We start from the raw sequence: 14047 nt of genomic DNA, 5'->3' as shown, positions 1-14047 counted from the left end.
CCCCTGTGTGTCCGCTTATTCCTGCGGTTCTTCTTCGTCTGCGGCAGCGTCGAGGGTCGGCTCGTCGACGTTGTCATCGCCGGCTGCGATCACCTCGCCGTCAAACTCTTCACCTTCCAGCTCTTCGCCTTCGACTTCCGACGGCTCCTGGACACGCTCCAGGCCAACCAGTTTTTCGTCCTTGGCCAGCTTGATCAGGGTCACGCCCTGGGTGTTACGGCCCAGGCTCGACACTTCAGCCACACGGGTACGCACCAGGGTGCCCTGGTCGGAAATCAGCATGATTTCCTCGCCGTCGAGCACCTGCACCGCGCCGACCAGACGGCCGTTGCGGTCGTTGCTGACCATGGCAATCACGCCCTGGCCGCCACGCTTGTACTCCGGGAACTCGCTGATGGCCGTACGCTTGCCGTAACCACGCTCGGAAGCGGTGAGGATCTGGCTGCCTTCTTCCGGGATCAGCATCGAAATCAGCTTCTGCCCTTCCGGCAGGCGCATGCCGCGTACACCGCGGGCGGTACGGCCCATGGCACGAACGTCGGATTCCTTGAAGCGCGTGACCTTGCCGCCGTCGGAGAACAGCATGACTTCACGCTCGCCATCGGTAATGGCAGCGGAGATCAGTACGTCACCTTCGTCCAGCTCCAGGGCGATCAGGCCCACGCTGCGCTGACGGCTGAAGGATTCCAGCGGGGTCTTCTTCACAGTGCCTTTGGCGGTGGCCATGAAGATGAAGTGACCTTCGGTGTATTCCTCGACCGGCAGCATGGTGGTGATGTATTCATCACTGTCCAGCGGCAGCAGGTTGACCAGCGGACGACCACGAGCGGCACGGGACGCTTCCGGGATTTCGTAGGTTTTCAGCCAGTACACCTTGCCTTTGCTGGAGAACAGCAGCAGCGTGGTGTGGCTGTTGGCGACCAGCAGGTGAGCGATGTAGTCCTCATCCTTCACGCCGGTAGCCGATTTACCTTTACCGCCACGACGCTGGGCCTGGTACGCCGCCAATGGCTGGGTCTTGGCATAGCCACCGTGGGAGATGGTCACCACACGCTCTTCTTCCGGGATCATGTCACCCAGGGTCAGGTCGAGGCGGGCATCGAGGATCTCGGTGCGGCGCACGTCGCCGTATTCGGCGCGGATCACTTCCAGTTCTTCGCGGATCACTTCCATCAGGCGCACGGCGCTGCTGAGGATGCGGATCAACTCGCCGATCTGGTTGAGGATCTCCTGGTACTCGGCCAGCAGCTTCTCGTGCTCCAGGCCGGTCAGGCGGTGCAGGCGCAGTTCCAGGATGGCCTGGGCCTGTTCCGGGGACAGGAAGTACTTGCCTTCGCGCAGGCCGTATTGCGGGTCCAGGGTCTCTGGACGGCACGAATCGGCGCCGGCACGCTCAACCATGGCCACCACGGCGCTGGATTCCCAAGGGGTGCTGATCAGCGCTTCCTTGGCTTCCGACGGGGTTGGCGAGGCCTTGATCAGGGCAATGACCGGGTCGATGTTCGACAGCGCAACCGCCTGGCCTTCCAGGATGTGGCCGCGTTCGCGGGCCTTGCGCAGTTCGAACACGGTACGGCGGGTCACTACTTCACGACGGTGACGAACGAAGGCTTCCAGCAGATCCTTGAGGTTCAGGATGCGCGGGCGGCCGTCGATCAGTGCAACCACGTTGATACCAAACACGCTTTGCAGCTGGGTCTGGGCGTAGAGGTTGTTGAGGATCACCTCAGGCACTTCGCCACGACGCAGCTCGATCACCACGCGCATACCGTCTTTGTCGGACTCGTCGCGCAGCTCGGTGATGCCTTCGAGCTTCTTCTCTTTAACCAGCTCGGCGATCTTCTCGATCAGGCGCGCTTTGTTCAGCTGGTACGGGAGTTCAGTGATGACGATCTGCTGGCGGCCACCGACCTTGTCGATGTCTTCGATCATCGAGCGGGCGCGCATGTAAATGCGGCCGCGACCGGTGCGGTAGGCTTCGATGATGCCGGCGCGACCGTTGATGATCGCGGCGGTCGGGAAGTCCGGGCCGGGGATGTATTGCATCAGCTCATCGACGGTCAGCTCAGGGTTGTCGATGAGGGCCAGGCAACCGTCGATGACTTCACCGAGGTTGTGCGGCGGGATGTTGGTCGCCATGCCCACGGCGATACCGCTGGAACCGTTGACCAGCAGGTTGGGGATCTTGGTCGGCATGACGGCCGGGATCATTTCGGTGCCGTCGTAGTTCGGCACCCAGTCCACGGTTTCTTTATGCAGGTCGGCCAGCAGCTCGTGCGCCAGCTTGGTCATGCGCACTTCGGTGTATCGCATGGCCGCGGCGTTGTCGCCGTCGACCGAACCGAAGTTGCCCTGACCGTCTACCAACAGGTAGCGCAGGGAAAACGGCTGGGCCATCCGAACGATGGTGTCGTACACCGCAGTGTCGCCGTGGGGGTGATACTTACCGATCACGTCACCGACAACACGGGCAGATTTCTTGTACGGCTTGTTCCAGTCGTTACCCAGCTCGCTCATCGCGAACAGCACACGCCGGTGCACGGGCTTCAAGCCATCGCGCGCATCAGGCAGTGCCCGACCGACAATTACGCTCATCGCGTAGTCGAGGTAGGACTGTTTCAGCTCGTCTTCGATATTGACCGGGAGGATTTCTTTGGCCAGTTCGCCCATGAGAAGCCTGATTCCTTTTTCGGGTGAAACCTCGTCACATCCATATGGGACGAACGAAGCTCGCCGCTGCCGACAGAGTGTCTGACAACGACTTACGACAAATCAACGAGTTATGACACGGATCTGCACGTTATAGGCCACCCCTCGGGGCAACCCTGGAAACCGCCGGATGTTATCACAATCGCCGCCACGCACCTATCCCCCTGATGTGCATGGAGCATAGTAAGTTGACGGATGACAGGCTTGAGGGCGACGAGAGGGGCTCAGAGCTGGATCCAAGCCCAATTTTGATGACGAATTGGCTTAATGCAGGCGCTTACGGCACATCAACTTGGCCAGCTTGGCGGTGTCCGGCCGTTCGACCACGCCTTTTTCGGTCACGATCACGTCGATCAGGTCGGCCGGGGTCACGTCGAACACCGGGTTGTAGGCGCTCACATCGGCGGCGAAACGCTGGCCGGCGACTTCCAGCAACTCGCCGGTATCGCGCTCTTCCAGGGCGACCTCATCACCCGTGGCCATCATCAGGTCCAGGGTTGAACTCGGCGCCACCACCATGAAACGTACACCGTGGTGCATCGCACACACCGCCAATTGGTAGGTGCCGATCTTGCTGATCACATCGCCATTGGCAGCAATGCAATCGGCGCCGACGATCACCCAGGTCACGCCCTTGGTCTTGAGGATGTGTGCGCCTGCAGAATCGGCATTCACCGTCACCGGGATGCCCTCGCCCGCCAGCTCCCAGGCGGTCAGCCGCGAACCTTGCAGCCAAGGCCGGGTTTCATTGGCGTAGACCTGCTCGACCATGCCCTCAAGATAAGCCGCACGAATCACCCCGAGCGCCGTGCCCACGCCGCCGGTCGCCAGGGCGCCTGCGTTGCCGTGGGTGAGGATGGCCTGGGCATTGCCCTGGTGCTTGCGGATCAGCTCGACGCCCAGTTGGGCCATGGTGAGATTGGCTTCGCGATCACTTTCATGGATGGCGATGGCTTCTGCCTCCAGCACCGCCAGCGGATCGGCGTGCTTTTTGACGCGGTCCAGGCGGTCGCGCATGCGTTTCAACGCCCAGAACAAATTCGACGCGGTGGGTCGGGCATCGGCCAGCAGTGCGTAGTCTTCTTCCCACGCAGCCTGCCAGTCACCACCCTCGGCGATGCGCTCACGGGCGGCCAGCACCAGGCCATACGCGGCGCTGATACCAATGGCCGGCGCACCGCGCACCACCATCGAACGAATGGCGGCCGCCACGTCATCGACCGTCACGCAGGCCACCCAGCTTTCCCGGGACGGCAAGGCACGCTGATCGAGCAGGTACAGCGCGCCATCACGCCAATCGATGGCCTTCACTTTCTCCGCTGCCAACAGTCGATCGCGCATCCCTTACTCCGCACTCATAAACAAAGCCGCCGATTATAGCGATCCGCCAGCCAGGACGCTCGGGTATACTTCGTCCTTCTTTTATAGCTGCCTGGGAAGAAGCCTGCGATGACCGCCACTGCCGCCCCGCTCGACTTATTGTTGCTGCCAACCTGGCTGGTGCCTGTCGAACCGGCCGGAGTGGTGCTCAAGGAACACGGGCTGGGCATCCGCGACGGGCGCATCGTGTTTATCGGCCCACGGGCCGCAGCGTTGAAGCTTTCGTCCAACGAAGTGCGCGAACTGCCCGGCATGCTGCTCAGCCCCGGCCTGATCAACGCCCACGGGCATGCGGCGATGAGCCTGTTTCGCGGCTTGGCCGACGACCTGCCGCTGATGACCTGGCTGGAAAAACATATCTGGCCCGCCGAGGCCAAGTGGGTTGATGAAGCCTTCGTGCGCGACGGCACCGACCTGGCCATCGCCGAACAGCTCAAGGGCGGCATCACCTGCTTCTCCGACATGTACTTCTACCCCAAGGTCGCCAGTGACTGTGTGCACAACAGTGGCATGCGCGCGCAGATTGCGATCCCGATCCTGGACTTCCCGATCCCCGGCGCCAGCACCGCCGATGAGGCGATTCGTCAGGGCGTCGAGTTGTTCGGCGACCTCAAGCACCACCCACGCATCAAGATCACCTTCGGCCCGCACGCGCCCTACACCGTGTGCGACGACAACCTGGAGAAAATCCGCGTAATCGCCGAAGAACTGGACGCCGCCATCCACATGCACGTTCACGAAACCGCCTTTGAAGTGCAGCAAGCCGTCGAGCAGACCGGCGAACGGCCATTAGCGCGCCTGGGTCGCCTCGGGCTGTTGGGGCCGCGCTTCCAGGCCGTTCATATGACCCAAATCAGCGAGGATGACCTGGCTTTGCTGGTAGAAAGCAACACCAGCATCATTCACTGCCCGGAATCGAACCTGAAACTGGCCAGCGGCTTTTGCCCGGTGGAGCGCCTGTGGCAGGCTGGCGTGAACGTGGCCATCGGCACCGACGGCGCCGCCAGCAACAATGACCTCGACCTGCTGGGTGAAACCCGTACCGCAGCGATGCTGGCCAAGGCCGTCGCCGGTTCGGCCACCGCGCTGGATGCCCATCGCGCCCTGCGCATGGCCACCCTCAACGGTGCACGGGCCATGGGCCTGGAAAGCGAGATTGGCTCGCTGGAGGTCGGCAAGGCGGCGGATATCGTCGCCTTCGATCTGTCGGGGCTGGCGCAACAACCGATCTACGATCCGGTCTCACAGCTTATATATGCCACCGGACGCGATTGCGTGAAACACCTTTGGGTCGCCGGCAAGCAGTTGCTCGACGACCGGCAATTGACCCGCATGGATGAACAACAGTTGACCGCCACGGCCATTGCCTGGGGCCAACGCATCAGCGGGCACAGCGAATAACGAAGGTTTTGAACCCCTGGGTTCAGGACTGACCCAACGATTTATCAGATTTAGAGGATTCACCATGAGCAACGTCGACCACGCCGAAATCGCCAAGTTCGAAGCCCTGGCTCACCGCTGGTGGGACCGCGAAAGCGAGTTCAAGCCACTGCACGACATCAACCCGCTGCGGGTCAACTGGATTGACGAGCGCGTCAACCTGGCCGGCAAAAAGGTGCTGGACGTGGGCTGCGGCGGCGGCATCCTCAGCGAAGCCATGGCCCAACGCGGCGCCACCGTGATGGGCATCGACATGGGCGAAGCCCCGCTGGCCGTGGCCCAGTTGCATCAGCTGGAATCCGGCGTGAGCGTGGAATACCGCCAGATCACCGCCGAAGCCCTGGCCGAAGAGATGCCCGAGCAGTTTGACGTGGTCACCTGCCTGGAAATGCTCGAACACGTGCCGGACCCGTCCTCGGTGATCCGCGCGTGCTTCCGCATGGTCAAGCCGGGCGGCCAGGTGTTCTTCTCCACTATCAACCGCAACCCCAAGGCCTACCTGTTCGCGATCATCGGCGCCGAATACATCATGAAGCTGCTGCCGCGCGGCACCCATGACTTCAAGAAATTCATCCGCCCGTCCGAGCTGGGCGCCTGGAGCCGCCAGGCCGGGCTGACCGTCAAGGACATCATCGGCCTGACCTACAACCCGCTGACCAAGCACTACAAGCTGGCCAACGACGTTGACGTCAACTACATGATCCAGACCCTGCGCGAGGAGTGAGCCTGTGAAGTTGCGAGCGGTTCTCTTCGACATGGACGGTACCCTGCTGGATACCGCGCCGGACTTTATCGCCATCTGCCAGGCCATGCGCGCCGACCGCGACCTGGCGCCGATCAACCCCCAGCACATCCGCGATGAAATTTCCGGCGGTGCAAAGGCGATGGTGGCCGTGACCTTTTCCATGGACCCGGAATCCCCAGGCTTTGAGGAGCTGCGCCAGGAATTCCTCGAGCGCTACCTCAAAGGCTGCGCGGTCCACAGCAAACTGTTCGACGGCATGGCCGAGCTGCTGGAAGACATCGAGAAGTCCAAGCTGGTCTGGGGCGTGGTTACCAACAAGCCACTGCGTTTTGCCGAGCCGATCATGCAGCAGTTGGGCCTGGCCGAGCGCTCGGCGCTGCTGATCTGCCCCGATCATGTGAAGAACAGCAAGCCGGACCCGGAGCCGATGATCCTGGCGTGCAAGATGCTCGACCTGGACCCGGCCAGCGTACTGTTCGTGGGCGATGACCTGCGCGATATCGAGTCCGGCCGCGACGCCGGCACCCGCACTGCGGCGGTCACCTACGGCTATATCCACCCGGACGACAACCCGCGCCACTGGGGCGCCGATGTGGTGGTGGATCACCCGCTGGAACTGCGCAAGGTGCTGGATAACGCACTGTGCAGTTGCTGATGGTCGAAATGGATTTTCTGTGAATTCTGTCGAGGTTGTTTATGTTTGATTACTCTGCACGTCCAGAACTGCTCAAAGGCCGGGTGATCCTGGTGACCGGCGCCGGTCGCGGGATAGGCGCCGCGGCGGCAAAAACCTACGCCGCCCACGGCGCCACCGTGCTGTTGCTGGGCAAGACCGAAGCCAACCTGGCCCAGGTGTATGACGAAATCGAAGCCGCGGGCCAGCCGCAACCGGTGGTGATCCCGTTCAACCTGGAGACCGCCCTGCCCCATCAATACGATGAGCTGGCCGCGATGATCGAAAAGGAATTCGGCCACCTCGACGGCCTGCTGCACAACGCCTCGATCATCGGCCCACGTACGCCGATCGAGCAGTTGTCCGGTGAGAATTTCATGCGGGTGATGCACGTGAACGTCAATGCGATGTTCATGCTGACCAGCACTTTGTTGCCACTGCTCAAGCTGTCCCAGGATGCGTCGGTGGTGTTCACCTCCAGCAGCGTTGGGCGCAAGGGTCGGGCTTACTGGGGCGCCTATGGCGTGTCGAAGTTTGCGACTGAGGGCTTGATGCAAACCCTGGCCGATGAGCTTGAGGATGTGGCCGCGGTACGCTCCAACAGCATCAACCCAGGTGGCACGCGCACCAGCATGCGCGCCCAGGCGTATCCGGGGGAAAACCCGATGGAGCGGCCTGCTCCGGAAGAGATCATGCCGGTGTACCTGTACCTGATGGGGCCGGACAGTGCCGGCATCAACGGCCAGGCGTTTGACGCGCAATAACAGGTACGCAAGAGAACTAAATGTGGGAGCGGGATTGCTCGCGAAAGCGGAGTGTCAGTCAAAAAATTACTGACTGATGTACCGCTTTCGCGAGCAAGCCCGCTCCCACAGTTGTATGCAGTGCTCTCTGGATCTTAGTTTTTCACCACTTCCTCAAGGGTGAAACGCCCCAGCGGGTTTTGCAGGAAGTTGCTCACATTCTTGCGTGAGATGTTGATGTACGGGCTGTAGTACAAGTCGATCCAGTTCACGTCCTGTTTCGCCAGTTTCTGCAACTCGACATACATCTGCTCGCGCTTGACCGGGTCCGCCTCGATGCGCGCCTGTGCCACCAGCGCCTTGACCTTGTCGTTCTTGTAGCGGGTCATGTAGTTCTGGTTGGTGTCGTGGCCCAGCACGAAGGTGGTCTTCTGGTCCGGGTCAAGGATGTCGTTGGTCCAGTACATCACCGAAATGTCGTACTCACCGTCCACCAGCATCTGCCAGCTCTGGGTCGGGTCGACCTTTTGCAGGTTGGCGGTCACACCGACCTTGGCCAGTTGGTCCTTGATGATCACCGCAATCTGCTCGTCGGCTTCGTTGCCGGCGTTGACCACGTAGTTGAGCTTCAAGTCCTTGGCACCGGCCTGCTCCAGCAGCTTCTTGGCGGCGGTCGGGTCGTACGGGCGTTGCAGGTTGTTGGCGTAGTGGTAGAGCGAGCCCTTTGGAATGTAGGAATAAGCCACGGTGCCTTGACCGTAAGTGGCGGTCTTCACCAGCGATTGTTTGTCGATGGCCATGTCCAGCGCCTGACGCACCTCCGGCTTGGCCAGCAGGCCGTGCTCGTGGTTGATCAGCAGGTGATCCTCACGGGTGGACGGGTCGGCGTGGATCACCACGTTCTTGTCTTTCTTCAGCTCTTCGACCCGCGAGAAGGGTACAAAGATCGCCGTGTCCAACTCGTTGTTCTGCACCATGCGCATGCGCGTGTTGTCGTCGGTCACGGAGACCCACTCCACGCCATCCAGGCTGACGTTCTTGGCTTGCCAGAAGTTCGGGTTCTTCTTGAGGATCACCCGATCCCCCTTGCGCCACTCGTCCACGGTAAACGCGCCGGAGGTCACCGGGTTTTCCGAGTAGGCGTCTTCGCCCATTTTGGTCATGGCTTTTTCCGACAGGATCGACACCGTTGGCGACGCCAATTGCGAGAGGAAGGCTACCGCCGGCGTCTTCAGGGTGACCACCAGGGTTTTCGGATCAGCCGCCTTGGCCGTGTTGATCAAGTTGAACGGATCGGCCCACAGCGAGGCCTTGTTGTCGCGGATGCGCAGCAGGCTGAACGCGGCGTCGTCAGCGGTGATCGCCGAGCCGTCGGAGAACTTCGCATCACGCAGTTTGAAGGTGTAGGTCAGGCCATCCTTGGAAATGTCCCAGCTTTCGGCCAGGCCCGGTTCCATCTTGGTGCCCAGGTTGTCGACGCGTACCAGAGTGTCGTAGACGTTGGCGAATACCCAAGTGTCGCGGTTTTGTGCGCTTTTGATCGGGTCGAACGTGGTGCTGTCTTCACGGCAGCCGATGGTCAGGACGCCGGCGGCGTGGGCCAGCCCGGCAGTGAGGGACCATGCGGTCAATGTAGCGGCGGCGAGCAACTTCAAGTGGCGCGATTGCATGTCATAACTCCTTGTTCATGAATGGCAGGGAAGGGTCAAAGCAAAGGTTCTTCAAGCACGCAACTGTACCGATGCTCGTGCAGGAAATGCGTCGGCGGCAACACCACGGAACACAAGGCTCGGGCATGCCGGCAACGCGGGTGGAAGGCGCAGCCTGTAGGCAAATTCAGCGGACTCGGCGGTTCACCCGGCAAGGGTTCGGCAGGCAATGGCCGATGGGGATCGATCTCGGGAATCGCCTGGATCAACGCCGCCGTATACGGGTGACGTGGCGCGGTAAAGACCGCCTCCACTGGGCCCTCCTCGACGATCTTGCCCAGGTACATCACCGCCACGCGGTCGCACAAACGACGAACGATGGCCAGGTCATGGGCGATGAACAGGATCGCCAGGTTCATGCGCTGTTGCAGTTCCAGCAACAGGTTGATGATCTGGCCCTGGATCGACACATCCAGCGCCGCCACACACTCATCAGCGATGATCAGCCGTGGCTCCACCGCCAGTGCCCGGGCAATGCCGACGCGCTGGCATTGCCCACCACTGAGTGAGCCGGGTTTGCGGCTGGCCAGTTCGGGGCGCAGGCCGACCAGGTCAAGCAGTTCATTCACGCGCGCCGGAACCTGCTCCGGCGCGACTTTGCGCTGCACCCGCAACACTTCGGCAATCGTCTCGCCGATGGTGTGGCGCGGATTCAGCGCGGCATACGGGTCCTGGAAGATCATTGCGGTTTCATGGCGCAGACGAGTGATGTCGATGGCGCTACCGTGAGCCATGTCGATGCCATCAAACAACACCTGCCCGGCGCTGATCGGATTGAGGTGCAGGATGGCGCGACCCAGGGTGCTTTTGCCGCTGCCAGACTCACCGACCAACCCCAGGGTTTCACCCGCCGCCAGGTCTAGCGACACGCCGTTCACCGCCCTCACCCACTGTTTGTTCAAACCGAACAAACCGGTGCCGGACGCGGCAAACTTCACCTCAAGGTCCTTGATCTGCAGCAGGCTCATGGGTGCACTCCCAAGGGGTAATGACAGGCGACTCGCGCGCCTTCCGGCAGCACCTCGGTGCACAAGGCGCCGACCTGTGGGCAACGCGGGTTGAAGCGGCAGCCGGCGGGCAATGCGTCCAGCAACGGAGGCTGCCCAGGGATCGTGCGCAGCAACGCGTGGCCACTGCTGTGGGCGGGCTGGCAATCAATCAAGCCTGCGGTGTAAGGATGTTGCGGATGCGCCAGCAAATCATATTTGCTGCCGTGCTCACACAGGCGCCCGGCGTACATCACGGCGATGGCGTCGCAGGTTTGCGCGACCACGCCGAGGTCGTGGGTAATCATGATGATCGACAAACCGCGCTGGTCGCGCAATTCCAGCAACAGCCGCAGGATCTGCGCCTGCACCGTTACATCCAGGGCCGTGGTGGGTTCGTCGGCGATCAGCACTTTCGGGTTGCAGCCCAGGGCCACGGCGATCATCGCGCGCTGGCGCATGCCACCGGAAAACTCGTGGGGGTAGTTATCGACCCGCGCCTGGGGATCGGGGATGCCCACCTGTCGCAGCACGTCGATAGCTTGCAGCCGTGCGTCTTTTTTCGAGGCGCCTTGGTGCAGGCGAATGCCCTCGGCAATCTGCTCACCGATGCGCATCAACGGGTCGAGGTGGCTGCTGGGGTTCTGGAAAATCATGCCCAACTGACCGCCGCGCACGGCACGCATGCCGGCGTCATCCAGTGACAATAGATCCTGGCCGGCCAGCCTTACGGCACCGCCTTGCACCCGCAGATTGGGGGAAGGCAATAAACGCATCAGGCCGCGACAGGCCATGGTTTTGCCCGAGCCGCTTTCCCCGACCAGGCCGAGGATCTCGCCCTCGGCCAGATCGAAGGACACGCGATCCACCAAGGTCACATCCCGCCCGGCGTTGTTGGCGATCACACTGAGGTCGCGCACTTGCAACAGGCTCATGAGCGATCCCCCAGCACTTGCGCCACGCCATCAGCGAGCAGGCTAAAACCCATGGCCAGTGTCACGATGGCCAGGCCCGGAAAGGTGCAGATCCACCAAGCGGTGGTGATGAAGGCCTGCCCTTCGGCCACCATCGTGCCCCATTCGGCGGTCGGCGGTTGCACGCCCAAGCCCAGGTAACTCACCGCGGCGCCATTGAGCAACACCAACACCGCGTCCGACATGGAAAACACGATGGAGCCGAACATCGCATTGGGCAACAGGTGCCGGAACAGAATCCGCCCATGGCCAAAGCCCAGGCTCTTGGCGGCCAGGGCAAAGTCGCTTTCCTTGAGCACCAGGATCTGCGAGCGGATCAGCCGCGCATACGACACCCAGCCCACCAGCGCCATGGCAATGTAGAAGCTCTTCAAACCCGGACCGAGGATGGCCATGATCGCCAACATCAACACCAGGAACGGAAATGCCAGGATCACATCGATCACACGCATGCAGACACTGTCAAAACGCCCGCCGATGTATCCGGAGACCGCGCCAACGAAGGTGCCGATCATGAACGGGAAGATCACTCCGACGATGGCCAGTTGCAGGTCAATGCGTGCGCCCCAGATCACCCTGGAAAGGATGTCCCGACCATAGTTATCCGTACCAAACGGATGAGCCAGGCTAGGTCCGAGCAAACTGAAATCCGTGTTCTGCGCAATCGGGTCGTAGGGTGCGATCCACGGTGCAAACACCGCAAGCACCAGCCACGCCAGCAGAATCAGCAAGCCCCACGCCGCCGTCAGCCGGCCATTGCGAAAGCCAAAGCGCAGGCGCAAGCGCCAAGGGGCAATCAACGGGCGGCTGCTCATTGCATCTTCACCCGTGGGTCAAGGGCCACCGTCGCTACGTCAGCGATGAAGTTGACGATCACTGTCGCGCAGGCCAGCACCATGGCCACGCCCTGCACCACCATGTAATCGCGGGTAAAGATCCCACGCACCAGCAATTGGCCGATGCCGGGGATGGCGAACAGGCTTTCGATCACCACCGTGCCACTGATCAGCCAGCCGATATTGACCGCCAGCAGGTTGACCGCCGGCACCAGGGAATTGGGCAACACATGGCGACGAAACACCGCAGCTTCCGACAATCCACGTGCCCGGGCGGCGGTCACATGGTCGGCCTGCAATTCCATCAACATGCTCGCCCGCAGGTTGCGCACCAGCACCGCCGACAGCGCCAGGGCAATCGTCAGGCAGGGCAAAACCATGTGGTGCGCCTTGTCCAGCCAGGTGCGGCCATAGCCCGACACCGGAAACAAACCCCACTGCACACTCAGCAACAGGATCAACATCAACCCCAGCCAGAACGCCGGCATACCCAGGCCGACGGTGGTGAACACACGGATCAGGTTATCTACCCAGCCGCCTTTATTGCGCGCAGCCAAGGTTGCCATCGGCACCGCGATCAACAGCGCCAGCAGCACACTGCCGAGCACCAGCACCAGCGTAGGCTCGATGCGCGTGACGATCAGCTTGAGGGCGTCGACCTTGTACAGCAGCGATTGGCCGAGGTCGCCCTTGAGCAGGTTCTTCAGAAAGTAGAAATATTGCAGCCATAACGGCTGGTCGAGGCCGTACTGGGCGCGGATCTTCAGCAAGGCGTCGGGCGTGCTGCGCGAGCCCAGAAGCGCGCGCGCCGGGTCGCCGGGAATCGAGCGCACCAGCACAAAGGTGATCAGGCTGATGCCAAACAGCACCGGCAGCAATTGCAGCGGCCGGGACAGCACAAAACGGTAGCGCGCCAGGTTCATCCGTCAGCCTCGATGACGAGCGAGAAAGTCCAGCAGCACCGGGAAATATGCCTGGGGTTCTTCATAGAATGGCATATGGCTGCTGTTGGGGAAGACGTGCAGTTCGGCGTGCCGGGCCGCGAGTTTCATGCGCATGGCGCAGGCGGGGGTGAGTTCGTCGTGCTGGCCGGTGGTGATCAGGATCGGCATCTTGAACTCGGCCATCTCGGGGATGCGGTTCCAGTCCTTGAGGTTGCCGATGTAGAGGAATTCGTTGGGGCCCTGCATGGTCTCGTAGGGGCCCATGTTCCAGTCGTCGAGGGAGCGTTTGACCGGCGCGGGCCACTCGTCCAGGCGGCACACGTGGCGATAGTTGAGCAAGGTGATCGCGGCCTGGTATTGCGGATGGTCCAAAGTGCCCATGGCTTCGTGGCGCTGCATCATCGCCACGGTTTCGCTGCCGAGGGCGCCGCGCAGGCGCTCCAGTTCCTGGGACAGGTGCGGAATGTCGCCCACGGTGTTTTCCAGGATCAGGCTTTTCAGCGAGTCGGGGTAATGGATGGCGTATTCGATACCGAGCCAGCCGCCCCAGGAATGCCCGAGCAGGTGCACACGGCCCAAGCCCAGGGCCTGACGCACGGTTTCGACTTCTTCGACATAACGGCGGATTTCCCACAGCGAAACGTCGGTGGGTCTGGCTGATGCGCCCGTGCCAAGCTGGTCGAATGCAACCACTCGCAGGTTATGCTCTTTGAGCCAGCCATGGGCGTCGCGCAAGTAGTCACACGGCAGGCCAGGCCCGCCGTTGAGGCACAACAGCACCTCATCGCCTTCGCCAAAGCTATAGACCACGAGGTTATGGCCGTCGACTTGCACGTTGTACTGCTGGTCGGGGGCAATTTCACGCCACATGCATACATTCCTTGTGTTGTATCGGCCTGGCAGGTAGC

Annotated in this window: 12 protein-coding genes; 4 read left to right on the top strand and 8 right to left on the bottom strand. The window is 61.7% G+C overall.

All coding sequences use genetic code 11. The features are described from left to right. Nucleotides 1–15: 15 nt before the first annotated feature. Entirely contained in the window at nt 16–2670 is a 2655-nt protein-coding gene (gyrA, locus tag HX823_RS26775) for a DNA gyrase subunit A (protein ID WP_005786294.1), read from the bottom strand. 303 nt (nt 2671–2973) lie between these two features. Further along, complete coding sequence (gene mtnA / locus HX823_RS26770; RefSeq protein WP_177077529.1) at nt 2974–4050, bottom strand: S-methyl-5-thioribose-1-phosphate isomerase; 1077 nt, start codon at nt 4048–4050, stop codon at nt 2974–2976. Nucleotides 4051–4158: 108 nt separating this feature from the next. Between mtnA and HX823_RS26765 the strand changes: the two genes are divergently transcribed. The 4 genes from HX823_RS26765 to HX823_RS26750 all read left to right on the top strand — a co-directional run bounded on the left by HX823_RS26765 (nt 4159) and on the right by HX823_RS26750 (nt 7711). Then, the gene (locus tag HX823_RS26765) at nt 4159–5490 is read left to right on the top strand and encodes a TRZ/ATZ family hydrolase (RefSeq protein ID WP_177077527.1); all 1332 of its coding nucleotides are present in this window, start codon (nt 4159–4161) and stop codon (nt 5488–5490) included. A gap of 64 nt (nt 5491–5554) precedes the next feature. After that, complete coding sequence (gene ubiG, locus HX823_RS26760) at nt 5555–6253, top strand: bifunctional 2-polyprenyl-6-hydroxyphenol methylase/3-demethylubiquinol 3-O-methyltransferase UbiG (RefSeq protein WP_003189760.1); 699 nt, start codon at nt 5555–5557, stop codon at nt 6251–6253. A gap of 4 nt (nt 6254–6257) precedes the next feature. After that, on the top strand, nt 6258–6929 hold the full coding sequence (mupP, locus tag HX823_RS26755; protein WP_033902529.1) for an N-acetylmuramic acid 6-phosphate phosphatase MupP: 672 nt from the start codon (nt 6258–6260) through the stop codon (nt 6927–6929). 41 nt (nt 6930–6970) lie between these two features. After that, nucleotides 6971–7711 (top strand): YciK family oxidoreductase, encoded by a 741-nt coding sequence (locus HX823_RS26750; RefSeq protein WP_016975315.1) that lies wholly within the window; start codon nt 6971–6973, stop codon nt 7709–7711. A 134-nt stretch (nt 7712–7845) separates the two neighbouring features. Here HX823_RS26750 and HX823_RS26745 read toward each other — a convergent pair whose 3' ends face one another. The 6 genes from HX823_RS26745 to HX823_RS26720 are packed head-to-tail and all read right to left on the bottom strand — an operon-like array spanning nt 7846 to nt 14009. Beyond that, entirely contained in the window at nt 7846–9360 is a 1515-nt protein-coding gene (locus tag HX823_RS26745; protein WP_038850386.1) for an ABC transporter substrate-binding protein, read from the bottom strand. A gap of 35 nt (nt 9361–9395) precedes the next feature. Then, complete coding sequence (locus HX823_RS26740) at nt 9396–10367, bottom strand: ABC transporter ATP-binding protein (protein ID WP_177077525.1); 972 nt, start codon at nt 10365–10367, stop codon at nt 9396–9398. Then, nucleotides 10364–11320, bottom strand: coding sequence for an ABC transporter ATP-binding protein (locus HX823_RS26735; protein ID WP_025999657.1), 957 nt, complete (start codon nt 11318–11320; stop codon nt 10364–10366). Before HX823_RS26735 ends, HX823_RS26740 begins: the two co-directional genes overlap by 4 nt. Next, nucleotides 11317–12174, bottom strand: a complete 858-nt coding sequence (locus HX823_RS26730) for an ABC transporter permease (RefSeq protein ID WP_177077524.1) — start codon at nt 12172–12174, stop codon at nt 11317–11319. The genes HX823_RS26735 and HX823_RS26730 overlap by 4 nt, the downstream gene beginning before the upstream one ends. Beyond that, nucleotides 12171–13118: an ABC transporter permease gene (locus tag HX823_RS26725; protein ID WP_038850383.1), complete on the bottom strand. Its 948-nt coding sequence runs from the start codon at nt 13116–13118 to the stop codon at nt 12171–12173. The genes HX823_RS26730 and HX823_RS26725 overlap by 4 nt, the downstream gene beginning before the upstream one ends. 3 nt (nt 13119–13121) lie before the next feature. Continuing rightward, entirely contained in the window at nt 13122–14009 is an 888-nt protein-coding gene (locus tag HX823_RS26720; RefSeq protein WP_177077522.1) for a proline iminopeptidase-family hydrolase, read from the bottom strand. Nucleotides 14010–14047: the final 38 nt, after the last annotated feature.

It is taken from the genome of Pseudomonas sp. P7759, from assembly GCF_013386445.1.
Classification (GTDB): Bacteria; Pseudomonadota; Gammaproteobacteria; order Pseudomonadales; family Pseudomonadaceae; genus Aquipseudomonas; species Aquipseudomonas azotoformans_A.
This window is presented reverse-complemented; position numbering and strand designations above follow the sequence as displayed.

Excerpts from the sequence above, each read along its gene's own strand:
- gyrA (WP_005786294.1), bottom strand. The coding sequence starts at position 2,670 with ATGGGCGAACTGGCCAAAGAAATCCTCCCGGTCAATATCGAAGACGAG.
- mtnA (WP_177077529.1), bottom strand. The coding sequence starts at position 4,050 with ATGCGCGATCGACTGTTGGCAGCGGAGAAAGTGAAGGCCATCGATTGG.
- HX823_RS26765 (WP_177077527.1), top strand. The coding sequence starts at position 4,159 with ATGACCGCCACTGCCGCCCCGCTCGACTTATTGTTGCTGCCAACCTGG.
- ubiG (WP_003189760.1), top strand. The coding sequence starts at position 5,555 with ATGAGCAACGTCGACCACGCCGAAATCGCCAAGTTCGAAGCCCTGGCT.
- HX823_RS26750 (WP_016975315.1), top strand. The coding sequence starts at position 6,971 with ATGTTTGATTACTCTGCACGTCCAGAACTGCTCAAAGGCCGGGTGATC.
- HX823_RS26745 (WP_038850386.1), bottom strand. The coding sequence starts at position 9,360 with ATGCAATCGCGCCACTTGAAGTTGCTCGCCGCCGCTACATTGACCGCA.
- HX823_RS26740 (WP_177077525.1), bottom strand. The coding sequence starts at position 10,367 with ATGAGCCTGCTGCAGATCAAGGACCTTGAGGTGAAGTTTGCCGCGTCC.
- HX823_RS26735 (WP_025999657.1), bottom strand. The coding sequence starts at position 11,320 with ATGAGCCTGTTGCAAGTGCGCGACCTCAGTGTGATCGCCAACAACGCC.
- HX823_RS26730 (WP_177077524.1), bottom strand. The coding sequence starts at position 12,174 with ATGAGCAGCCGCCCGTTGATTGCCCCTTGGCGCTTGCGCCTGCGCTTT.
- HX823_RS26725 (WP_038850383.1), bottom strand. The coding sequence starts at position 13,118 with ATGAACCTGGCGCGCTACCGTTTTGTGCTGTCCCGGCCGCTGCAATTG.
- HX823_RS26720 (WP_177077522.1), bottom strand. The coding sequence starts at position 14,009 with ATGTGGCGTGAAATTGCCCCCGACCAGCAGTACAACGTGCAAGTCGAC.